Here is a 21582-nt window from a genome sequence, read left to right as displayed (position 1 = left end):
TGTCCGTTTTCCGCCAGCCGGGGCCCTCCGGCCGGCGGAGACTGGACGGTGTGATGGACGAGGACAGCAGGTACGAGGCGGTGCGCAGCCGGGACGGACGGTTCGACGGGGCGTTCTTCTTCGCCGTCGGGACGACCGGGATCTACTGCCGTCCCAGCTGCCCCGCGGTCACGCCCAAGCGGCGCAATGTGCGGTTCTTCCCGACCGCCGCCGCCGCGCAGGGCGCAGGGTTCCGGGCCTGCCGGCGGTGCCGCCCGGACGCCGTCCCCGGCTCCGCCGAGTGGAACGTACGCGCCGACGTCGTGGGCCGGGCCATGCGGCTGATCGCCGACGGCGTCGTCGACCGCGAAGGTGTCGCCGGACTGGCCGCCCGGCTCGGCTACAGCGCCCGCCAGGTGCAGCGCCAGCTCACCGGCGAACTCGGCTCCGGGCCCGTCGCACTCGCCCGCGCGCAGCGCGCGCACACCGCTCGTGTGCTCCTCCAGACCACCGGGCTCCCGGTCACCGAGATCGCCTTCGCCGCCGGGTTCGCCAGCGTGCGGCAGTTCAACGACACCGTCCGCGCCGTGTACGCCGCCACTCCCAGTGAGCTGCGTGCCGCCGCGCCCCGCGGCGGCCGGGCCGACCGCCGCACCGCCACCCCCACCGCCGGCATCCCCCTGCGCCTCGCCCACCGCGGCCCGTACCAGCCCGGCCCCGTCTTCGACCTGCTGGAACACGAGGCCGTCGAGGGCGTCGAGGACGTCACCGGCACCCCGGGCGCCCGCACCTACCGGCGCACCCTGAGGCTCCCGTACGGCATCGGCATCACCGCCGTCGACGAACACCCCGGCACCACGCGCACCGGATCCGGCGCCCACCCCGGCGGCTGGCTCGACGTCCGGATCCACCTCACCGACCTCCGCGACCTGACCACCGCCGTACAACGGCTGCGCCGCCTCCTCGACCTGGACGCGGACCCCTACGCCGTCGACGAACGGCTCGGCGCCGACACGCGGCTCGCCCCGCTGGTCGCCGCCCGGCCGGGACTGCGCTCGCCGGGCACCGCCGACCCCGACGAACTCGCGGTACGGGCCCTGGTGGGCCGCGACGAGGCCGCACGGCTGGTCCAGCGGTACGGCAAGACGCTCGACGCCCCCTGCGGCACCCTCACCCACCTCTTCCCCGAACCGGCCGCCCTCGCCGGCGCCGAACCCGAAGGCACCCTGGGCGCGCTCACCGCCGCCCTCGCCGACGGCACCGTACGGCTCGACCCCGGAGCCGACCGGGACGAGGCCGCGGACGCCCTGCGCGGCGTTCCGGGCCTGGACGCCCGTAGCATCGCCGGGATCCGCACCCGTGCCCTCGGCGATCCGGACGTGGCCCCGCCCGGCCCCGACCTGCCCGACAGCTGGCGCCCCTGGCGCTCATACGCCCTGAACCACCTGCGTGCGGCAGGGGAGTTGGAGTACCCATGAACACCACGACACACACCACGACGAGCACGATGACGAGCACGATGACCGGCGGCGCGGCTGCCGTGGACACCTACTGGACGAGTGTCGACAGCCCTCTCGGGGCGCTGCTGCTCACCGCCGGCCCGGACGGGGCGCTGACCTCGCTCTCCGTGCCCGGGCAGAAGGGCGGGCGCGCCGTGCGGGACGGCCTGCGGCAGGACCCGGGACCGTTCCGCGCGGCCGAGGAGCAGCTCGCCGCGTACTTCGCCGGTGAGCTCAAGGACTTCCGGCTGCCGCTGCTCACCGCCGGCACCCCCTTCCGGGAGAAGGTCTGGGCCGCGCTCGACGACGTCCCCTACGGGGCGACCGTGTCCTACGGCGAGATCGCCGCGCGGGTCGGCGCCTCCAGGGCCGCCGTACGGGCTGTCGGCGGGGCGATCGGCGCGAACCCGCTGCTGATCGTGCGCCCCTGCCACCGGGTGATCGGCGCCGACGGGTCACTGACCGGATACGCGGGCGGCCTGGACCGCAAGGTCCACCTGCTCACCCACGAAGGAGCGCTCCGGTCGTAGGAGGAGTGCTGCGGTCGTCACCGCTGGTCGGCGCGGTCGTCCCCGGATGACCGCGCCGAGCCGTGCCGCCGTGATCAGCAGGCAGGTGAACAGTTCGGTCGGTACGCCCCAGCCGCCCGAGCGCGTCGCCGTCACGGCTTCGCCGCGGCGGCCCAGGCGGATCCGCTCGCAGGCGTAGATCCCGGCCACGAAACCCGGGACCGCGCCCAGCACGGGCACCAGCACGAAGCCCAGGAACGACCCCGCGCCCGCGTACGCCGGCACCCGGCCGTCGATGCCGCCGGCCCGCAGCCGGCGGGGTGGCAGGGTCCAGCGGACCACCTGGGAGAGGAACAGGACGACCGTCGCCCCGACGAGCACCCACCACGCCACGGGCCGCGGGTCCTTCAGCGCCCACCACATGACCGTGGCCCACACCAGCCACGACCCCGGCACCCCGGGCAGCAGTACTCCGCACAGACCGAACAGGATCACCAGTCCGGTCAGCAGGAGATCCCACGCTCCCATCCGTCCAGGGTGCCGGAGGGCGGCCGGAGGCGCAGATCAGGTGCGGGCACTCGCACCGACCCCTCGCGTCGGACGGATGTGCCTCCGCGGGTCCCAGGGGCGGGTGTGCCGTGTGCCGCGCGGCGGCGGGAACGGATTTCCCGATGCTCCGTTTTCATCGGGCCCGCGCGGTGGACAATTCAAGGTATGAGCGAGCAGGGAGGCAGGTCCACCGGTCACGAGGACGACTGGTGGGGGCAGTTGTACGACGGCGCCACCGATGACACGGGCTCCGCACCCGCACCCGATTCTCTGGACGACCGCTTCGACTCGGCGGCCGGCACGGTGAACGAGGCGGTCGGCGGCCCGGCGGACGGCCCGGCGGACGTGGAGCCCTCCGCGGGGAGCTCCTTTGGCACCCCGTTACCCGCGCCGAGGCCGGCGCCCGGTGAGGGGACGCCTCCCGTGCGGCCGCCCGGCCCACAGCGGTCCGGCGGCCGGACGCCCCGCCTGCCGGAAGGGCCACCACCGGCCTGGCCCCCGCTGGGCCGTACGACCTCGGCGACCGGCTTTCCCGCCCCGCCCGACCACGCCCCCACGCTCACCGACGCTCCCGCCGACCCCCGCGCCCCGCGCCCTGTCCAGCCCGTGGAGCCGCCGCCCTCGCCGCGCGGCCACGTGGGCTCCCGGCCGCCCACCTACGACGCAGAGCCCACCACGCTGCCCGCCGCCGACCCCCACGAACTGGACGATCTGGTCCCGGACACCGTCCTCGACGGAGCCCGGTACGGGGCCTGCACCCTGCGGGCCGCCTCCGTGCGCGGTGACTCCGCGCGGTACCGGGGCGAACTGCGGCGGGACGCCCTGCTGACCGCCCGGTTCGGCAGCGGGGACCGGGCCCTGGTGCTGGTGGCGGTCGCCACCGGCGTACGGGGCGCCCCCGGCGCACACCGCGCGGCCGCCGAGGCCTGCCGGTGGATCGGCAAGGCGGTGGGCCTCAGCCACGCCCGCCTCGCCGAGGACATCAGGGCCGGCCGGCGCGGCGACCTCAAGTCGGGGCTGCACCGCCTCACCGACCGCACCCTCGGCAGGCTCCGGGCGGGCGCCGCCGAGCAGGGCCTCGAACCCGAGGCGTACGCGGCCACCCTGCGCTGCCTGCTGCTGCCCGCGGACCCCGAATGCCGCACCCGCGTCTTCTTCGGCATCGGCGCCGGCGGACTGTTCCGGCTGCGGGCCGGGGTATGGCAGGACATCGAACCGAAGGCCGCCGAGGCCAGGGGCGGGGCCGTCCTCGGCTTCGGCTCACCGCCCTCCGAGACCCCCGAGGGCGACCGGCTCACCATGGACCTGGGCATACCGACACCCCCGAGCCCGTACGAGCCCGCCCCCGAACCTCCGCGTGAACCCTTCCGCTTCCGTACGTCCGTAGCCCGCGAGGGTGACACCCTCCTGCTGTGCAGTCCGGGCCTCGCCGACCCGCTGCGCGGCGAGGACGAACTCGGCGCCCACCTGGCCACGCGGTGGTCCCGGCCCGAACCGCCCGGCCTCGCGGCGTTCCTCGCCGACACCCAGGTACGGGTCAAGGGATACGCGGACGACCGTACGGCCGCCGCCGTCTGGGAGGCGTGAGCGCACCGGGTGTGACTCCATGGAACCCGAACGGAGATCCAGGGATTCACGGACACCGAAGGGGCACCTGGGAACCATGGCCAAACAGAACGTCGCGGAACAGTTCGTCGACATCCTGACCCGCGCGGGAGTCAAGCGCCTCTACGGCGTCGTCGGCGACAGCCTCAACCCAGTCGTCGACGCGGTGCGCCGCAACTCCGCCATCGACTGGGTCCACGTCCGGCACGAGGAGACCGCCGCCTTCGCCGCCGGCGCCGAGGCGCAGATCACCGGCAGACTCGCCGCCTGCGCCGGCTCCTGCGGGCCCGGCAACCTCCACCTCATCAACGGCCTGTACGACGCCCACCGGTCCATGGCCCCGGTCCTCGCCCTCGCCTCGCACATCCCGTCCAGCGAGATCGGCCTCGGCTACTTCCAGGAGACCCACCCCGACCAGCTGTTCCGCGAGTGCAGCCACTACAGCGAGATGATCTCCAGTCCGCAGCAGATGCCCCGGCTGCTGGACACCGCCATCCAGCACGCGGTCGGCCGCTCCGGTGTCAGCGTCGTCACCCTCCCCGGTGACATCGCCGACCAGGCGGCCCCCGAGAAGGCCGCCGAGACAGCCCTGGTCACCTCCCGGCCCACGGTCCGCCCCGGCGACGCCGAGATCGACCGCCTGGTCGACATGATCGACGAGGCCGAGAAGGTCACCCTGTTCTGCGGCGCCGGCACGAGGGGCGCGCACGCCGAGGTCATGGAGTTCGCCCAGAAGATCAAGTCCCCGGTCGGGCACGCGCTGCGCGGCAAGGAGTGGATCCAGTACGACAACCCGTACGACGTCGGTATGAGCGGGCTGCTCGGCTACGGCGCCGCCTACGAGGCCACCCACGAGTGCGATCTGCTGATCCTGCTCGGCACCGACTTCCCGTACAACGCCTTCCTCCCCGACGACGTGAAGATCGTCCAGGTCGACGTGCGGCCCGAGCACCTGGGCCGGCGCTCGAAGCTGGCCCTGGCGGTGTGGGGCGACGCGCGGGAGACGCTGCGTTGCCTGCTCCCGAGGGTCCGGGCCAAGGAAAACCGGAAGTTCCTCGACCGGATGCTGAAGAAGCACGCGGACGCGCTGGAGGGGGTGGTGAAGGCGTACACGCGGAAGGTGGACAAGCACGTGCCGATCCACCCCGAGTACGTGGCCGCCGTCCTGGACGAACTCGCTGACGAAGACGCGGTGTTCACCGTCGACACCGGGATGTGCAACGTCTGGGCCGCCCGCTACATCTCGCCCAACGGCCGCCGCCGGGTCATCGGTTCGTTCTCCCACGGCTCGATGGCGAACGCGCTGCCCATGGCGATCGGGGCGCAGTTCACCGACCGCGGACGGCAGGTCGTGTCGATGTCCGGCGACGGCGGATTCTCCATGCTGATGGGGGACTTCCTCACCCTGGTCCAGTACGACCTGCCGGTGAAGGTGGTCCTGTTCAACAACTCCTCCCTGAGCATGGTCGAGTTGGAGATGCTGGTCGCCGGACTGCCCTCGCACGGCACCGCCCTGAAGAACCCCGACTTCGCCGCCGTCGCCCGCGCCTGCGGTGCCCACGGGGTGCGCGTGGAGAAACCGAAGGAGCTCGCCGGGGCGCTCAAGTCCGCGTTCAAGCACAAGGGGCCGGCCCTCGTCGACATCGTCACCGACCCCAACGCGCTGTCCATCCCGCCGAAGATCAGCAAGGAGATGGTGACCGGCTTCGCCCTGTCCGCCTCCAAGATGGTGCTGGACGGAGGGGTCGGCCGGATGGCGCAGATGGCACGGTCCAACCTGCGGAATGTTCCGCGCCCGTAACGGCGTCGGCCGAAAGCGTGGACGTTCAGCCCGTGCGGGGTGTCCGGCGGCGGTTGGAGGTGTCGTACTCGTAGCGGGGCGGGCCCTGGATGCCGCTGGTGCGGAACGGACGGCTGCCGTCGTCGATCCGGACGGAGCCGGAGCGGCCGCCCGAGGGCCAGTCCGGTCCAGGTACCAGCGGCAGTCGCAGCCCGCGGTCGTGGCGGTCACCTCCAGCACCTCCGGGTCCTTCGCAAAGACCCGGTAGGGCATGCGGACCGCCGGGATCGGCGTACCGGCGCCGTTCCCGGCGGCCGACGCTTGCGCCGGCCGCCCGGGACGGCAGATGCTCTTGGCGTCGCCCCGACGGCCACCGGACGGACCATCCGGGCCATCCGGTGGCCGTTGAAGTTCGGCCAATAACCGGCCTTGACGATGCCGCATGACTGGCGCGTGGGTGACGGGGCATGGATTCCCACGGACGTGTTCGAGCCGCAGGGGGAATCGACACCGGAACGCGGGCGGGGGCCATGAGAAGGCAGGCACAAGGGGGTTGTCCCGGCACGGCCGGGACCGGCTCGGTGACGACCGTGGAAGGGACGGCCGACGGGGACGGGGAGCAGGCGCCAAAGGCCCAGCTGAGACGCCGGCTGGGGCGCGCGGACCTGCGGGCGGTGCCCGAGTCCCGCCATGACCTACGACAACTGCTCAGGCACTGGGGAAGGCCCGGGCAGTCGGAGACGGCCGAGCTGCTCACCACCGAGCTCGTCACCAACGCGCTGGTCCACACCGACCGGGCGGCGGTCCTCACCGCCATCGTCGGCCCCCGGGGATTACGGGTCGAGGTACGGGACTTCGTGGACCACGAGCCCCGGCCGCGGGTACTGGACACCGACGGCGGTACGCACGGCCGTGGACTGGTCCTGGTCGAGTCCCTCGCCGACGCGTGGGGGATCAGGGCACACGGGGTGGGCAAGGCGGTCTGGTTCGAACTCGACGCGGACGCCGCCTGACACGTGCGCCGGCACCGGCACGGACACCGGCACCGACGCACGGAACGGGACGGGGTGCGGCCTGTGCGGCCGCACCCCGTCCCGTTCCGCGTCCGTCTCCCGTCCCGCCGACGTCAGCCGAACTGCTGCTCCAGGTCCTTGAGCTTGCGCTCGAGGGAGTCCAGGCGCGGCAGTGCCTGGGTGTCGTCCTCCGCGGTGAGGTCGACGGTCATCGGATCTGAACCACCGCGTACCGGCTGCAGGGAGGGACGCGAGCGTACGGGCAGGACGGCCTCCGGCACCGCTATGGCAGGCTCCGTGGTCACCACGTCGTCCGCCCGCTCCACCGTCGGGGCCTCCATGGGGCGGCCACCGCCGCCCACGAGGGCGCGGTGGCCCCGGCTGATGGCTTTCAGCCGCGCCCGCTCCACTCGCTCCTGGCCGCGCCGGCGCCGGCGCGTCTCGTCCTTCTGGCGCTGGTCCTCGCGGACCTCCTCGACCGCCTCGTCGAGGCTGCGTACGCCCTCCAGCAGCATCAGCGACCAGGCACGGTACGTCTCCCGGGGAGCCCGCAGCCAGCGGACGATGCGGATCTGCGGCAACGGACGTGGCACCAGGCCCTGTTCGCGCAGGGCGGCCCGGCGGGTCTGCTTCAGTGCGCGGTCGAACAGCACGGCCGCCGACAGGGACATACCCGCGAAGAAGTGCGGAGCGCCCGCGTGCCCCATGCCCCGGGGGGCGTGCACCCAGTTGAACCAGGCCGCGGCGAACGCGAACGTCCACACGAGTATGCGGGAGCCGAGCGCCGCGTCACCGTGGCTGGCCTCGCGCACGGCGAGCACCGAGCAGAACATCGCCGCACCGTCCAGACCGAAGGGCACGAGGTACTGCCAGCCGTCGGACAGGCCGAGGTTCTGCTCGCCGAAGCCGACCAGACCGTGGAAGGAGAGCGCGGCCGCCACCGCGGCACAGCAGAACAGCAGGATGTAGGAGACGGTGCCGTACAGAGCCTCCTTGCGCCTGCGGCGCTCCTCGTTGCGCTCCCACGAGTCGTCCGCGCTCGGGTCCTTGACCGAGGAGCGCTTGCCGCGCGCGAGCACCGCCACCGCCGCCAGCATGCCCAGGAGCAGCACGGCGCCCGGAAGCAGCCAATTCAGCGATATGTCGGTCAGTCTCATCCAGGGGTCCCTTGCGTTGGGATAGGGCGTAACGCCCGCCATAGTGGCCCAATCCCGCCGTCCTTCAGGGGATTTCGGGGCAAGTGGCCGCCATTGAAGCGCGAGGGGGTACCCAAGGCGGCGTTCTGCTCGAACTGACGCATGAGGGACGAGGGTTGGGTTCGAATGAGACTACCGGTACGGGTGGTTCCGTGAATACACCTTGCGGCAGGTGAGGGAATCGTGAAACCTCTGTGACCTTCGCGGTGCTTCAGGGCCGGGCGCGGTTCAGCGGACGCGCGGGTGCACCGACGCCCGACGTGCCGTCAACTCGCCTTCGCCATCGGCATGACGGCGTCGCCGGTGGGCATGTCGACGACCTTGCCGGTGGCCGCCCTGCCGCCCGCCTGTCCGGCGCCGCAGGTGCGCGGGCAGGTGGCGCAGATGTCGTCGGGGCGCAGGGTGTAGAACATGCAGCAGCTGATCCGGTCCCGAGTGTGCGTGGCTTCGCCGCCCGGCCCGGTGACCGGGCGGAAGCCCGCCGCGCCGACGTACGGCTTGGTGGCGCCCGGCAGCAGCAGCTCCAACTCGCGCAGGGCCCGCTCCTCCTCGCCCAGCAGCCGGCCGATGTACCGCAGGCTCTCCACGACCTCATCGGTCGCCATGCCCCACAGGGCGCGGCCGCGACGGCGCATCCTCGGGCCGAAGCCCGCCAGGACGGGTTCGAGGTGCTCGGCGACGGAGGCGCGCACCTCGGCCCGCAGGGCCTCCTCGTCCACCACCACGCGGGCGCCGGGCAGCGCGGCCGCCGGGTCGTCGGGAAGGCAGGCGAACGTGTCGGGGCGTACAGCCATGCGGCCCACGGCGAGCCCGGCGGCGGTGCGGTCGAAGGAGACGTGGGTCGCGGGGTAGCGGGGCACGCGGCGGTGCAGGAACCACGGCACGGTGATCAGCAGGCAGGCGGGCCAGGCGTAGCGGTGCAGGCCGAAGCTGGCGACCACGTCGGGGCGGGCCTGCTGTCCGTAGTCCCGCAGCACCTGGCTGTCGTCCCAGGACAGGAAGGCGTCGAGGGCGGAGCCGCTGTCCCCCTCGGCGAGAGCGTCGGCGGACACCCAGGCGCCGCCCCGGGGTGTCTCCTCGTCGGCGGCGAGTTCCGTGACGGCGAGTGCCGGGAAGGCCTCCGCCAGGCGGGCGTACGCGTCCGCGACGGCCGAACCGGGCGCTGTCATGGAACCACCCCTTCACGTCTCGCCGGACCGACTCGACGCCGGGCCGGTAAAGGTAAGCCTCACCTTACCCAAGGTCGTTGAGATGTGAACCGCGGGGCCCGTGCCCGTAAGGTGCTTGACGAGCGACTGACAAGCCGCCGTAATGACCTCAAGTACCGAAACGTCCGGAGGAGGACCCCGTGAGGCAGGGTACGAAGGGCTTCGCAGGGGCGGGTGACACCGGGACCGGACAGGGCGGCACGGGCACGAGCGCGAGCGCGAGCGCGGGTGCGGGTGCGGGCGTGGACGCGCGCACCGGCGCGGGTCCGGGCAGGGTCAGGGTGTCCGCCCAGTCCGGCGTACGGGGCCAGGAAGGCGACACCGCACCCGGCCGGGACGACGCCGTGCGCGGCGAGCACACCCACAGTGAGCCGGCCGCCGTCCTTCCCCGGCCCCGGACACCCGTCCAGCGGTCCTCCGTGCGCGGGCAGGTCCTCGCCGCACTGCGCACCGCGCTGGTGACGGGCGACCTGCGGCCCGGAGTGGTGTACTCCGCGCCGGTGCTGGCCGAGCGGTTCGGGGTCTCCGCGACACCCGTCCGGGAGGCCATGCAGCAACTCACTCTGGAGGGCGCGGTCGAGGTCGTGCCGAACCGGGGCTTCAGGGTCGTCGAGCGGGGCGACCGGGAACTGGCCGAACTGGCCGAGGTCCGGGCGCTGATCGAGGTCCCGGTGGTGCTGCGGCTGGCCCGTGCGGTGCCCGCCGAACGCTGGGCCGAACTCCGCCCCCTCGCCGAGGCCACGATCCGCGCCGCATCCTCCGGCTGCCGGGCCACGTACGCCGAGTCCGACCGCGTCTTCCACCGCGCGGTGCTCGCCCTCGCCGGCAACGAACAGCTGGTCCGGATCGCCGAGGACCTCCACCGCCGCGCCCAGTGGCCCCTGGTCGGCACCACCCCCGGCCCCCTCGGCCGGGTGGGACTGGTGACCGACGCCCACCAGCACACGGCCCTGCTGGACGCGTTGATCGCGGGCGACCAGGACGCGGTGCGGTCACTGCTGGGGGAGCACTTCACCGGCGCGGTCTGAACGACAGCCCACCCCGCCGCACTCGACACGCGGTACGGGGTCCGAAGCCGCGGGCGTTCCTACGCCGTCGCCGCTCCCGGGGCCGGCGGGGCCAGCTGGCGGGACAGCCAGGTGGGGACGCCGCCGAGCAGGCGCAGCAGCCGGCGGGCCTCCTCGCGCAGGCGGGACGCCTCCGGCTCGGTCTCCGTGTCGGCGAGGGAGACCAGCGCCGGGGCCGTGCCGACCAGATAGCCCAACTCCTCCCGGATCCGCAGAGATTCGGCGAAGCCGTGCCGTGCCTCCGCCAACTCGCCCTCCCGCAGGGCAAGCCCGGCGAGATGACGCCAAGTGCCGGAGAGCAGCAACGGGTCGGCGTGCGCGGTGGCGCCCGCGTGGGCACGGCGGTACGCGGTATGCGCCGACTGCGGGGAGCGGGCCAGGTTCTCGGCGATCAGCCCGCGCCGGAAGTCCAGCAGCGCCCGCGCCGGGGCCCCCGGAGGGATCAGCGCCGCCGCGCGCCCGAGCGCGGCCCGCGCCTCGTCGGCCCGGTCGCGCACCGCGAACAGGGTGGCGGCGTAGGCCAAGTACCCGCGTTCACAAGCGGCGGCACCCCGTTCGTCGTCGGTGTCGGCCAGCGCCTCGGCCGTACGCAGCGCGTCCTCGGCCTCGGCCCAGCCCGTCTCCGTGTACAGGCACCGCTCCACCAGGAGCGACGACCGCTGCAGCGCGGCGGCCGCGGTGTCCGGGGCGAGCAGGGCGGCGGCGTCGGCCCAGCAGGCGCGTGAGCGCAGCCGCCATACCGCGGTCTGGAGGGGATCGTCACCAGCGGTCGTTCCGTTACCAGACATGGCGGTGTGCGCCACGTTGCCCTCCCCGAGCACGCCATCGAGCTGTTGAGTGGTGGCCGCATCTCAGCACGAACAACGGGGTCGGGCCAAGAGGGTAGGTGAAGGATTTCACAAAGTCGTGGATCAACGGGCACGAACGGGGGAGTGCCCGACGGCGCCCGCGACTCCCCACCGGCGCACACTCCCCGAGCACGCCACCCCTGCCACGCGCCCCCACCACCCCACCGGCCCACCACCCCACCGGCCCACCGCCCCCGCCATGCGCCCGCCGGGCCGTCAGCTCATGCGGAGGGCCAGGAAGAAGTCCAGCTTGTCCTCCAGGCGGGACAGATCACGGCCCGTCAGCTGCTCGATGCGGCCCACCCGGTACCGCAGGGTGTTGACATGCAGGTGCAGCCGGGCGGCGCAGCGGGTCCAGGAGCCGTCGCAGTCCAGGAACGCCTCCAGTGTGGGGATCAGCTCGGCGCGGTGGCGCCGGTCGTAGTCCCGCAGCGGGTCCAGGAGACGGGCGGTGAAGGCCCGGCGCACGTCGTCGGGGACGAAGGGGAGCAGCAGGACGTGTGAGGCCAGCTCGTGGTGGCCGGCCGCGCAGACCCGGCCCGGCCGCGCCGCGGCCACGCGCCGCGCGTGCCGCGCCTCCTCCAGGGCCCCGCGCAGCCCCTCCGCCGAGTGCACGGCCGCGCTGACCCCGAGGGTGAGCCGCCCGTCGCCGTCCAGACCGGCCGTCAGCGGCTCCCGTATGGACTCCAGCAGGGCGTCGGCGAGAAGTCCCCGCCCGTCGGCACCGTCGTGCTCGCTCGCCACCGCGGGCAGCGGGACGAGCGCGACCGCCTCCTCCCCGGCGTACGCCACCGCGATCCGGTCGGAGTGCTCGGGCCCCGTCGACGCCGGGTCGACCAGGATCTCCTCGAGCAGCACCTGCGCCGCCGCGCCGCCCTCGGCCCCACCGCCGTCCCAGTCGATCCGCGCGACGACCACCTGCCAGTGCGGCGCGGCCCCGAGGCCGGGTACCAGCACCGGCGCCGCCACGCGCAGCCGGGCCGCGACCTCGGCCGGCGCGGCACCCGCCTGCACCAGCTCCAGCACCTCCTGCGCGAGCCGGCGCCGTACCGTGCGCGCCGCGTTCCGGCGGTCCCGCTCGACCACGATCAGCTGGGTGACCCCGTACAGCAGATCCAGCCGCTCCTCGGCCCAGTCCCCGGCGTCCGCCTCGACCACCAGCAGCCAGTCCGACAGCACCGTCTCCCGGCCGTTCTGGCCGTCCCGTACCTCCGGGGAGGCCGATGTGTCGTGCTCGCCGTGCTCGCTGTGTGCGGCCTGTGCGGCAGCCGCCACCGTCGTGGCCGTGGGCCCGCCGCCGTGCAACGGGAAGAGGCTGTACGTCGTCCGGTCGTCCAGGGTCACCCGGTGGGGTCCGGGACGGCCGCTGCGGGCGGCCGCCAGCTGCTCCGTCGCGATCCGCACGCACACGTCGTCGGGCAGCCGCGGCCCCGCCTTCGAACCGGCGATCAGCCGCCCGGTGGACGAGAGCACCCACGCCCGCAGGTCCAGGTCGGTGCCGAGCAGGTCGAGCACCACGTCCGGGCCCCCGCCCGCCGGACCCGACGTCATCAGCCGCCGGTGCCGGTCCACCACGGCCGCGAGGTCCCCGGCCCGCTCGCCGGACACCTGCCGTACGACATGCTCGGTGACCGTTGCGAAGGCCACCGACTCGTGCACCGCGAACAGCGGCAGCCGGTGCCGTGCACAGGCCATGACCAGGTCGTCCGGGACGGCGCCCAGCTCCGCCTCGCCGGCCGCCAGCGCGACGACCCCCGCCTGTACCAGACGCCGTACGAACGGCTCGGAGTCGGCGGCGTCCCGGCGCCAGGCCAGGCCGCTGAGCACGAGTTCCCCGCCGGAGAGGTAGCGGCTGGGGTCCCTCAGGTCGGTGGTCATCACCCCGTGCACGGTGCGGTCCAGCTCGTCCTCGCCGCAGAGCAGCGCGAGCCCCAGCGCGTCGGTCTCCAGCAGTGCGCGCAGCCGCATTCTCGTCGCCGCCGTTCCCTGTCTCGATGTGTACCGATGTCTACGATGGGCCGTGGAAGGGCCCGTGGAGGGCCTTCCACGCAGCGCCCGGGCGAGTGGCCGATCCAGCACGGTCGGCCGTCTCCCGGACTGTGTACTCCGTGTCTTCCGTGTCCGTTGTTTCCAAAGGACGTGTCCGTTGTTTCCAAAGGAAAACAAGGAGGCCACTGAGACCCTCTTTTCATATGAATCTACAAGATGCCCCCGCTGGCCAGCCAATTCCTTCAGGTCTTTCGTGACTGACCCGGGTGGAGCAGTGGGCGGTGTACTGAGCCCACTGCGCGTGAATCCCCCATGAACGAGCCGGGCCCGCCGCACACGGATTGGCTCGATCCGTACGACCCACAAGACGAAGAAGAGAGCCGGTCATGGACTTCCTTCGCCCCGCCGGCTGGGAGGAGGCGCTCGCCGCGAAGGCGGAGCACCCCACCGCCGTGCCGATTGCGGGTGGCACCGACGTGATGGTCGAGATCAACTTCGACCACCGCAGGCCCGAGTACCTCATGGACCTCAACCGCATCGGCGACCTCACCGAGTGGGAGGTCGGCGAGGACACCGTACGACTCGGCGCCTCCGTCCCGTACACGAGGATCATGGAACACCTGCGGGCCGAACTGCCGGGCCTCGCCCTCGCCTCCCACACCGTCGCCTCCCCGCAGATCCGCAACCGGGGCGGGGTCGGCGGAAACCTCGGCACCGCCTCCCCGGCCGGCGACGCCCACCCGGCGCTGCTCGCCGCCGGTGCCGAGGTCGAGGTCGAATCGGTGCGCGGGTCCCGCCGCATCCCGATCGACGCCTTCTACACGGGCGTGAAGCGCAACGCGCTGGCGCCCGACGAACTGATCCGCGCCGTCCACATCAAGAAGGCGGACGGACCGCAGCAGTTCTCGAAGGTCGGCACCCGCAACGCCATGGTCATCGCCGTGTGCGCGTTCGGCCTGGCCCTGCACCCCGGGACCCGCACGGTCCGCACCGGCATCGGCTCGGCGGCGCCCACCCCCGTACGGGCCACCACCGCCGAGGAGTTCCTGAACGCGGCGCTGGACGAGGGGGGCCTCTGGGACAACGGGAAGATCGTCCCGCCGTCGGTGGCCAAGCAGTTCGCCGACCTGTGCTCGGCTGCCTGCAACCCGATCGACGACGTCCGCGGCACCGCGAGCTACCGCCGGCACGCGGTCGGCGTCATGGCCCGCCGCACGCTGACCTGGACCTGGGAGTCGTACCGCGGCGCCCGCCGCACCACCGAGGGAGCCGCGTAATGCGTGTCCACTTCACGGTCAACGGACGTCCCCAGGAGGCCGACGACGTGTGGGAGGGCGAATCCCTGCTGTACGTGTTGCGCGAACGGCTCGGCCTGCCCGGCTCCAAGAACGCCTGCGAGCAGGGCGAGTGCGGCTCCTGCACGGTGCGCCTCGACGGCGCCCCGGTGTGCTCCTGCCTCGTCGCGGCCGGCCAGGCCGAGGGCCGTGAGATCGTCACGGTCGAAGGGCTGGCCGACTTCGCCCGGCAGCGCTCCCGCGCCGCCGGGGGCGGTGCGCAGGGCGGTGCGGCAGCCCCGGACGCCACCGGCACCCCGCTCGACGCGGCTCAGCGGTGGCAGGCCCACGGTGCCCATGGATCCCAGGGCACCGGCTCGCAGACCGGGGAGGGAGCCGCACTCGCCCCGATCCAGCAGGCGTTCATCGACGCCGGCGCCGTCCAGTGCGGTTTCTGCACCCCGGGCCTGCTGGTCGCCGCCGACGAGATGCTGGAGCACAACCCCAGCCCGAGCGACGCCGACATCCGCGAGGCGCTGTCGGGCAACCTGTGCCGCTGCACGGGCTACGAGAAGATCATGGACGCGGTCCGCCTCGCGGCCGCCCGCCAGTCCGAGGGGGCCTGACCATGACCGAGCACAGCTCCGGGCCCGCCCGCACCCCGGCCCGGGCCGCCACCGGACCCGGACCCGCCGGAATCCCCCTCGGCGCGCCCTCCACCCTCACCCAGGGCGCCCCGGCCAGCGGCGGAATCGGGGAGTCCACCCTCCGCCCCGACGGCACCCTCAAGGTCACCGGCGAGTTCGCGTACTCCTCCGACCTGTGGCACGAGGACATGCTCTGGGGCCAGATCCTGCGCTCCACGGTCGCGCACGCCGAGATCGTCTCGATCGACACCTCCGAGGCCCTCGCCCTGCCGGGCGTGCACGCCGTCCTCACCTACGACGACCTGCCGACCGAGGTGCGCCACTACGGCCTCGAGATCCAGGACACCCCCGTCCTCGCCCACGGAAAGGTCCGCCACCACGGCGAACCCGTCGCCGTCGTCGCCGCCGACCACCCCGAGACCGCGCGCCGCGCCGCCGCGAAGATCAGGGTCGAGTACCGGGACCTGCCCGTCGTCACCGACGAGGCCTCCGCGCTCGCCCCCGACGCGCCCCTCGTCCACGAGCACCGCGACGACCCCCACAGCCGCCACGTCGCCCACCCCAACATCGTCCACCGCCAGCCGATCGTGCGCGGCGACGTGGCACGGGCCCGCGGGCGCGCCGATGTCGTCGTCGAGGGCGAGTACACCTTCGGCATGCAGGACCAGGCCTTCCTCGGCCCCGAGTCGGGGCTCGCCGTCCCCGAGGAGGACGGCGGCGTCCACCTCTACATCGCCACCCAGTGGCTGCACTCCGACCGGCGCCAGATGGCGCCCGTGCTCGGCCTGCCCGAGGACAAGGTACGGATGACCCTGGCCGGCGTCGGCGGCGCGTTCGGCGGCCGCGAGGACCTGTCCATGCAGATCCACGCCTGCCTGCTCGCCCTGCGCACCGGCAAGCCCGTCAAGATGGTCTACAACCGCTTCGAGTCCTTCTTCGGCCACGTCCACCGCCACCCGGCCAAGCTGTACTACGAGCACGGCGCCACCCGGGACGGCAAGCTGACCCACGTCAAGTGCCGCATCGTGCTCGACGGCGGAGCGTACGCCTCCGCCTCCCCGGCCGTGGTCGGCAACGCCTCCTCCCTCGGTGTCGGGCCGTACGTCGTGGACGACGTCGAGATCGAGGCCCTCGCCCTCTACACCAACAACCCGCCCTGCGGCGCCATGCGCGGCTTCGGCGCGGTCCAGGCGTGCTTCGCCTACGAGGCCCAGATGGACAAGCTGGCCGAGCGACTGGGCATGGACCCGGTGGAGTTCAGACGGCTCAACGCCATGGAACAGGGCACGGTCATGCCCACCGGACAGGTCGTCGACTCCCCGGCACCGGTCGCCGAACTCCTGCGCCGCGTCAAGGCGATGCCGATGCCGCCCGAGCGGCAGTGGGAGAGCAGCGAGGGCGCCGACGTACGCCGGCTGCCCGGCGGCCTGTCCAACACCACCCACGGTGAAGACGTCGTGCGCGGCGTCGGCTACGCGGTCGGCATCAAGAACGTCGGCTTCTCCGAGGGCTTCGACGACTACTCCACCGCACGCGTCCGGATGGAGGTGGCCGGCGGGCAGCCCGTGGCCACCGTGCACACCGCGATGGCGGAGGTCGGGCAGGGCGGAGTCACCGTCCACGCCCAGATCGCCCGCACCGAGCTGGGCATCGGCCAGGTGACCATCCTCCCCGCCGACACCCGGGTGGGCTCGGCCGGTTCGACCTCCGCCTCCCGGCAGACGTACGTCACCGGAGGGGCGGTCAGAAATGCCTGCGCGCTGGTCCGGGAGCAGGTCCTGGAGCTGGGCCGGCGCAGGTTCGGCTCGTACCACCCGGCGTGGACGACGGCCGAACTGCTGCTGGAGGGCGGCAAGGTCGTCACCCACGGCGGTGAGGTACTGGCCGATCTGGTGGACGTCCTCGGGGACGAGGCCGTCGAGGTGGAGGAGGAGTGGCGGCACCGGCCGACCGAACCCTTCGACCTGCGCACCGGCCAGGGCGACGGCCATGTCCAGTACACCTTCGCCGCACACCGGGCCGTCGTCGAGGTCGACACCGGACTCGGCCTGGTCAAGGTGATCGAACTGGCCTGCGCACAGGACGTCGGCAAGGCACTCAACCCGCTGTCCGTCATCGGCCAGATCCAGGGGGGCACCATCCAGGGCCTGGGCGTGGCGGTCATGGAGGAGATCCTCGTCGACCCGAAGACGGCGAAGGTGCAAAACCCCTCCTTCACCGACTACCTCATCCCCACCATCCTCGACACGCCGGTCATCCCCGTCGACGTGCTCGAACTCGCCGACGACCACGCGCCGTACGGGCTGCGCGGCGTCGGCGAGGCCCCCACCCTGTCGTCCACCCCGGCGGTCCTCGCGGCCGTCCGGGACGCGACCGGGCTGGAGCTGAACCGCACACCGGTCCGCCCGGAACACCTCACCAAAACCGGGTGACGCACCCACCGCCGCCGAGCACCCGCCCGGGACGGACAGGCCCTGACCGATACCGAGGCCCGTGGACCCTTGCCGAGGGAGACCGACAGATGCTGGACATCGCCGAGGAACTGCACCGGTGGGCAGAGCAGGGCCGTGACTTCGCGGTCGCCACCGTGGTGGCGGTCGCCGGCAGCGGACCCCGCGGGCCCGGCGCCGCGCTGGCGGTGGACGCCGAGGGCACGGTCATCGGCTCGGTGTCCGGCGGCTGCGTCGAGGGTGCGGTCTACGAGCTGTGCCGGCAGGCCCTCCAGGACGGCGCAACCGTCCTGGAACGCTTCGGCCCCAGCAGCGAGGACGCCTTCGCCGCCGGTCCGACCTGCGGCGGCGTCATCGACATCCTCGTCACACCGGTCAGGGCGGCCGACCCTGTGCGCCCTGTCCTCGTCGCCGCGCTCGCCGCTGCCGCGTGGGGGGAGGCGGCGGCCGTGGCACGTGTCGTGAGCGGCCCGCCCGGCCTGCTGGGCCGCGCGCTCACGGTCCACCCCGACGGCACGTACGAGGGCGGCCTCGGTGTCCACGCGGACCTCGACCGCACGGTGGCGGCGGAGGCCGGCGCGTACCTGGACGCGGGCCGTACCGGCACCCTGGAGATCGGTGCGGAGGGCTCGCGCTGCGGCGCCCCGGTGACGGTCCTGGTGGAATCGTCGGTGCCGCCGCCCCGGATGATCGTCTTCGGCGCGATCGACTTCGCGTCGGCGCTGACCCGGGCCGGCGCGTTCCTCGGCTACCGCGTCACCGTGTGCGACGCGCGCCCCGTGTTCGCCACCCGGGCACGCTTCCCGGACGCCGACGAGATCGTCGTCGACTGGCCGCACAAGTACCTCGAGCGCACCGCCGTGGACGCCCGTACGGTCCTGTGCGTCCTCACCCACGACGCGAAGTTCGACGTACCGCTCCTGCGGCTCGCCCTGCGCCTCCCGGTCGCCTACGTCGGCGCGATGGGCTCCCGCCGCACCCACCTGGACCGCGACGCCCGCCTGCGCGAGGTAGGCCTCACCGACCGGGAACTGGCCCGCCTGCACTCACCGATCGGCCTCGACCTCGGCGCCCGCACCCCGGAGGAGACGGCCGTGTCCATCGCCGCCGAGATCGTCGCCGCCCGCCGAGGAGGCACCGGCACCCCCCTCACCGGCGCCCACACCCCGATCCATCGCGACCGCGAGCCCGATCACGCCTCCGAACCCACCGGCAGAATCAATTCGATGGCGTGACAGAACAGAAGGGCATCGGCATGGGCGTGACACCTCCCGGTGACACCTCCGTCACGGCTGCCGCAGCAGGGTGTTCACCGCCCGGCCGAACACCCTGCGCGAGACGGCTCGCAGGGCCGGGTCGCAGAAGCCGGGCAGGAACCGGACCCGCAGGTCCTCACGCCACAGCACGCGGGTCCGGCCGCCCGGCCCCGGGCGGACCTCGATCTCCGCCCAGCCCCTGACCAGGCGACCCCGCTTCTCCAGCCGGCACAGGCCGGGGGAGCCGTCGGCCGGGGGCTGCCAGACGGTCACCTCCATCCGGTCGTCGAAGGCGACCGGGCCGAGGCCCGAGCGGGCGACGAACACCGTGCCCCGACCGGTGGGCGGGGGAGTGGTCACGGTGACCCGGGTGAGCGGGACCGCTGCCCCGTGGCGGGGCCACTCCGTGAGCCGACGCCAGGTCTCGTCGAGCGGAAGGGGTGCCGTGCGCTGGAGATGGAAGGTGGCCACGAGGGGATCCTAGGGAATCAGGACGGGCCGACGGCCCCGCCGGGGGCGCGTCACCCGTCCGGCTCAGTCGTGTCCCGCGTCGTGGTGCAGGGGGTCAAGCGTGACGCGTTCCGGTACGAGGTCCCTGCCGATCTCCCAAGAGGCGGCGGTCAACGAGGCCTTCCGCTGAGGCGGGTCGAACGCCCGGTCCGGCGGAGCCACCGTCCCCGACCCGCGGATTCCGGTGCCTTGACCGGCCGCGCCACCCGGCGGGACGCCCTCTCCGGCCCAGCCGGCGCGTGGTTCACCGGGGGGCCGGCGCGGGTGCGGGCCGGGTGTGGGGGCGTACCGGCAGTACCTGGCGCATCAGGCGCTCCGTGCGCTCGGCCACCTCGCGGGTCTCCGCCAGGACGTCCCCGAGTTCGCGCACGAGGCCTTCGTAGACGGGGAGACGAACGTGTCCGGACGCGGCGGAACCACCGGTGCCGGCGGGATGGGAAGTCACGGAGGAAGCCCTTCGGTCGGGGGGTGTTCCCGGTACTGGCCTACGACATGCGAAAGGGGCCGCTTCTCGCGCCCCGTAGGACTCAGCGTCCGGTGCCCTCCGGGGTGTTACACGTCCCGAGGAAATGTCCTGAATCGGCGGTCCCGAATCGGCGGTCGTGGACCGGCGGTCGTGTTCTCGGCGGTGCTCCGGGCCTTGCGGACAGGGGGTGGCCGCAAGCCTCGGTAGCGTGCGGGCATGACGAAGACGAAGCGGAGCGTCACCCCGGTGCAGGGTCCGGCCGCCGTGCTCGGCACCCGGGCCCTGAACCGAGCCACCCTCGCCCGGCAGCTGCTCCTGCGGCGCTCCCCGCTGTCCGCGGAGGCGGCCGTCGAGCATCTGGTCGGGCTCCAGGCACAGAACGTCAAGCCGCCGTACTACGCGCTCGCCGCCCGCCTCGACGGCTTCACCCCCGAGGCGCTGTCGCGGCCGATGGCCGACCGCGCGGTGGTCCGCATCGTCACCCTGCGCTCGACCATCCACACCCACACGGCCCAGGACTGCCTCACCCTGCGCCCCTTGGTGCAGCCCGCCCGCGACCGCGAACTCGCTTCCTTCAGCAAGGGGTTGATCGGGGTCGACCTGGACCGGCTGACCGCCCTCGCCCGGGACCTCGTCGAGGCCGAACCGCGCACCATGAAGCAGCTGCGCGAGGCCCTGCTCAAGGAATGGCCCGACGCCGACCCGCAGGCCCTGTCCGTCGCCGCCCGGTGCGGGTTGCCCCTCGTCCAGATCACCCCGCGCGGACTGTGGGGCCACAGCGGCCAGGTGACGCTCACCACCGCCGAGCGGTGGCTGGGCCGCCCCGCCGAGCCCTCCCCGGGGCCGGACGCCGTCGTGCTGCGCTACCTCGCCGCCTTCGGGCCGGCCTCCGTGAAGGACGCGCAGATCTGGGCCGGACTGACCAGGCTGCGCGAAGCCTTCGACCGCCTCCGGCCGCGCCTGGTCACCTTCCGCGACGAACACGGCGTCGAGCTGTTCGACCTCCCCGACGCGTCCCGGCCCGACCCGGACACCCCGGCCCCGCCGCGGTTCCTGCCCGAGTTCGACAACCTGCTCCTCTCCCACGCCGACCGCACCCGCGTCGTGCCGGACGAGCTGCGGGGCAGTACCTGGCGGGGAAACATCTCCTACCGCACCCTTCTCGCCGACGGCTTCCTCGCGGGGGTGTGGCGGCTGGACGAACACGCCCTCGTCATCGAGCCGTTCGGTCCGCTCACCAGGACCCGGCGGGACGAGATCACCGCCGAGGGGGAGCGGATGCTCCGGGTGATGCACCCGGACACGCCGTACGACATCCGCTTCGGAGCCGTACGCCGATGACGTGACGGGGCATGGATAGGGGGCGTTGCGGGCTGCTCGTGGAAGCCCGCAACGCCCCCTGGCAATCACCTGAGGGATACTCAGGAATTCAGGTGGCGGCGATCACGGCGGTGGTCGCGGCGGTCTTCGTGCTGCGGGTGAGCCCGTACATCGGTCTCCTCATCGGTTGCCGGTGGGGGCGCGCGGGGTGGGGGGTTCGGCACGAGGGCCGGGCCACCGGTCCCCGTGTGCCCGGCGAGCGGCACACCATTACGCTACGAGCCGGAGCGCGAGCCTCCAATGAGGGAAGCCCCTACGGGAGTTGGACAGGGAAAACCCTCGGTCCCGCCCGCCCCGTACTGCCCGGCACCGCGCTCATCGCTGACCCCGAGCAGGCCCACCACGCGTACCCCGACC

17 protein-coding genes and 1 pseudogene are annotated in these 21582 nt (G+C 73.3%); 11 read left to right on the top strand and 7 right to left on the bottom strand.

Annotation, left to right across the window (positions count from 1 at the left end; genetic code table 11):
* Positions 1-53: 53 nt before the first annotated feature.
* The gene (locus ACFP2V_RS29445; RefSeq protein ID WP_381218362.1) at positions 54-1457 is read left to right on the top strand and encodes a bifunctional transcriptional activator/DNA repair enzyme AdaA; all 1404 of its coding nucleotides are present in this window, start codon (positions 54-56) and stop codon (positions 1455-1457) included.
* A gap of 29 nt (positions 1458-1486) precedes the next feature.
* Positions 1487-2008, top strand: a complete 522-nt coding sequence (locus tag ACFP2V_RS29440) for a methylated-DNA--[protein]-cysteine S-methyltransferase (protein ID WP_381218361.1) — start codon at positions 1487-1489, stop codon at positions 2006-2008.
* Positions 2009-2047: 39 nt separating this feature from the next.
* Here ACFP2V_RS29440 and ACFP2V_RS29435 read toward each other — a convergent pair.
* Positions 2048-2515: pseudogene (locus ACFP2V_RS29435) on the bottom strand (DUF456 domain-containing protein); the annotation flags it as partial.
* A 186-nt stretch (positions 2516-2701) separates the two neighbouring features.
* On the opposite strand from ACFP2V_RS29435, the gene ACFP2V_RS29430 reads away from it, so the two are divergent.
* The 3 genes from ACFP2V_RS29430 (at position 2702) to ACFP2V_RS29420 (ending at position 6934) form a co-directional block, all read left to right on the top strand.
* Positions 2702-4123, top strand: coding sequence for a protein phosphatase 2C domain-containing protein (locus tag ACFP2V_RS29430; RefSeq protein ID WP_381218326.1), 1422 nt, complete (start codon positions 2702-2704; stop codon positions 4121-4123).
* A 76-nt stretch (positions 4124-4199) separates the two neighbouring features.
* Positions 4200-5942: a pyruvate dehydrogenase gene (locus ACFP2V_RS29425; RefSeq protein WP_381218325.1), complete on the top strand. Its 1743-nt coding sequence runs from the start codon at positions 4200-4202 to the stop codon at positions 5940-5942.
* 560 nt (positions 5943-6502) lie between these two features.
* Positions 6503-6934, top strand: coding sequence for an ATP-binding protein (locus tag ACFP2V_RS29420; protein WP_381218324.1), 432 nt, complete (start codon positions 6503-6505; stop codon positions 6932-6934).
* A 113-nt stretch (positions 6935-7047) separates the two neighbouring features.
* Here the strand turns inward: ACFP2V_RS29420 and ACFP2V_RS29415 are convergent, their stop codons facing one another.
* Both ACFP2V_RS29415 and ACFP2V_RS29410 read right to left on the bottom strand, forming a co-directional pair.
* Positions 7048-8091, bottom strand: a complete 1044-nt coding sequence (locus ACFP2V_RS29415) for a DUF2637 domain-containing protein (RefSeq protein WP_381218323.1) — start codon at positions 8089-8091, stop codon at positions 7048-7050.
* Between the two features lie 305 nt (positions 8092-8396).
* Positions 8397-9299, bottom strand: a complete 903-nt coding sequence (locus ACFP2V_RS29410; protein WP_381218322.1) for a (2Fe-2S)-binding protein — start codon at positions 9297-9299, stop codon at positions 8397-8399.
* 179 nt (positions 9300-9478) lie between these two features.
* Here ACFP2V_RS29410 and ACFP2V_RS29405 point away from each other — a divergent pair, with 179 nt between their 5' ends.
* Positions 9479-10366 (top strand): GntR family transcriptional regulator, encoded by an 888-nt coding sequence (locus ACFP2V_RS29405; protein WP_381218321.1) that lies wholly within the window; start codon positions 9479-9481, stop codon positions 10364-10366.
* 59 nt (positions 10367-10425) lie between these two features.
* On the opposite strand, the gene ACFP2V_RS29400 is transcribed toward ACFP2V_RS29405, so the two are convergent.
* Positions 10426-11193, bottom strand: a complete 768-nt coding sequence (locus ACFP2V_RS29400) for a hypothetical protein (protein WP_381218360.1) — start codon at positions 11191-11193, stop codon at positions 10426-10428.
* A gap of 276 nt (positions 11194-11469) precedes the next feature.
* The gene (locus tag ACFP2V_RS29395; RefSeq protein WP_381218320.1) at positions 11470-13221 is read right to left on the bottom strand and encodes a PucR family transcriptional regulator; all 1752 of its coding nucleotides are present in this window, start codon (positions 13219-13221) and stop codon (positions 11470-11472) included.
* A gap of 407 nt (positions 13222-13628) precedes the next feature.
* Between ACFP2V_RS29395 and ACFP2V_RS29390 the strand changes: the two genes are divergently transcribed.
* From ACFP2V_RS29390 to ACFP2V_RS29375, 4 genes are all read left to right on the top strand, one after another.
* Entirely contained in the window at positions 13629-14519 is an 891-nt protein-coding gene (locus ACFP2V_RS29390) for an FAD binding domain-containing protein (protein WP_381218319.1), read from the top strand.
* Positions 14519-15142 (top strand): (2Fe-2S)-binding protein, encoded by a 624-nt coding sequence (locus tag ACFP2V_RS29385; RefSeq protein ID WP_381218318.1) that lies wholly within the window; start codon positions 14519-14521, stop codon positions 15140-15142. The genes ACFP2V_RS29390 and ACFP2V_RS29385 overlap by 1 nt, the downstream gene beginning before the upstream one ends.
* Before the next feature lie 2 nt (positions 15143-15144).
* The gene (gene pucD / locus ACFP2V_RS29380; protein ID WP_381218317.1) at positions 15145-17595 is read left to right on the top strand and encodes a xanthine dehydrogenase subunit D; all 2451 of its coding nucleotides are present in this window, start codon (positions 15145-15147) and stop codon (positions 17593-17595) included.
* An 89-nt stretch (positions 17596-17684) separates the two neighbouring features.
* Entirely contained in the window at positions 17685-18848 is a 1164-nt protein-coding gene (locus tag ACFP2V_RS29375) for an XdhC family protein (RefSeq protein WP_381218316.1), read from the top strand.
* Positions 18849-18899: 51 nt separating this feature from the next.
* Here ACFP2V_RS29375 and ACFP2V_RS29370 read toward each other — a convergent pair whose 3' ends face one another.
* Together ACFP2V_RS29370 and ACFP2V_RS29365 are read right to left on the bottom strand one after the other, a co-directional pair.
* On the bottom strand, positions 18900-19340 hold the full coding sequence (locus ACFP2V_RS29370) for an SRPBCC family protein (protein ID WP_381218315.1): 441 nt from the start codon (positions 19338-19340) through the stop codon (positions 18900-18902).
* 283 nt (positions 19341-19623) lie between these two features.
* A complete protein-coding gene (locus ACFP2V_RS29365) occupies positions 19624-19824 on the bottom strand; it encodes a hypothetical protein (protein WP_381218314.1) in 201 nt (66 codons plus the stop codon).
* Between the two features lie 237 nt (positions 19825-20061).
* On the opposite strand from ACFP2V_RS29365, the gene ACFP2V_RS29360 reads away from it, so the two are divergent.
* On the top strand, positions 20062-21186 hold the full coding sequence (locus ACFP2V_RS29360; RefSeq protein ID WP_381218313.1) for a winged helix DNA-binding domain-containing protein: 1125 nt from the start codon (positions 20062-20064) through the stop codon (positions 21184-21186).
* Positions 21187-21582: the final 396 nt, after the last annotated feature.

Origin of the sequence: Streptomyces incanus, assembly GCF_042656345.1 — a bacterium.
Classification (GTDB): Bacteria; Actinomycetota; Actinomycetes; order Streptomycetales; family Streptomycetaceae; genus Streptomyces; species Streptomyces incanus.
This window is presented reverse-complemented; position numbering and strand designations above follow the sequence as displayed.

Bases quoted from the DNA above. Each gene is read 5' to 3' on its own strand.
- pucD (WP_381218317.1), top strand. From the start codon at position 15,145: ATGACCGAGCACAGCTCCGGGCCCGCCCGCACCCCGGCCCGGGCCGCC.
- ACFP2V_RS29360 (WP_381218313.1), top strand. From the start codon at position 20,062: ATGACGAAGACGAAGCGGAGCGTCACCCCGGTGCAGGGTCCGGCCGCC.
- ACFP2V_RS29425 (WP_381218325.1), top strand. From the start codon at position 4,200: ATGGCCAAACAGAACGTCGCGGAACAGTTCGTCGACATCCTGACCCGC.
- ACFP2V_RS29385 (WP_381218318.1), top strand. From the start codon at position 14,519: ATGCGTGTCCACTTCACGGTCAACGGACGTCCCCAGGAGGCCGACGAC.
- ACFP2V_RS29430 (WP_381218326.1), top strand. From the start codon at position 2,702: ATGAGCGAGCAGGGAGGCAGGTCCACCGGTCACGAGGACGACTGGTGG.
- ACFP2V_RS29410 (WP_381218322.1), bottom strand. From the start codon at position 9,299: ATGACAGCGCCCGGTTCGGCCGTCGCGGACGCGTACGCCCGCCTGGCG.
- ACFP2V_RS29415 (WP_381218323.1), bottom strand. From the start codon at position 8,091: ATGAGACTGACCGACATATCGCTGAATTGGCTGCTTCCGGGCGCCGTG.
- ACFP2V_RS29400 (WP_381218360.1), bottom strand. From the start codon at position 11,193: ATGTCTGGTAACGGAACGACCGCTGGTGACGATCCCCTCCAGACCGCG.
- ACFP2V_RS29440 (WP_381218361.1), top strand. From the start codon at position 1,487: ATGACGAGCACGATGACCGGCGGCGCGGCTGCCGTGGACACCTACTGG.
- ACFP2V_RS29375 (WP_381218316.1), top strand. From the start codon at position 17,685: ATGCTGGACATCGCCGAGGAACTGCACCGGTGGGCAGAGCAGGGCCGT.
- ACFP2V_RS29395 (WP_381218320.1), bottom strand. From the start codon at position 13,221: ATGCGGCTGCGCGCACTGCTGGAGACCGACGCGCTGGGGCTCGCGCTG.
- ACFP2V_RS29445 (WP_381218362.1), top strand. From the start codon at position 54: ATGGACGAGGACAGCAGGTACGAGGCGGTGCGCAGCCGGGACGGACGG.
- ACFP2V_RS29390 (WP_381218319.1), top strand. From the start codon at position 13,629: ATGGACTTCCTTCGCCCCGCCGGCTGGGAGGAGGCGCTCGCCGCGAAG.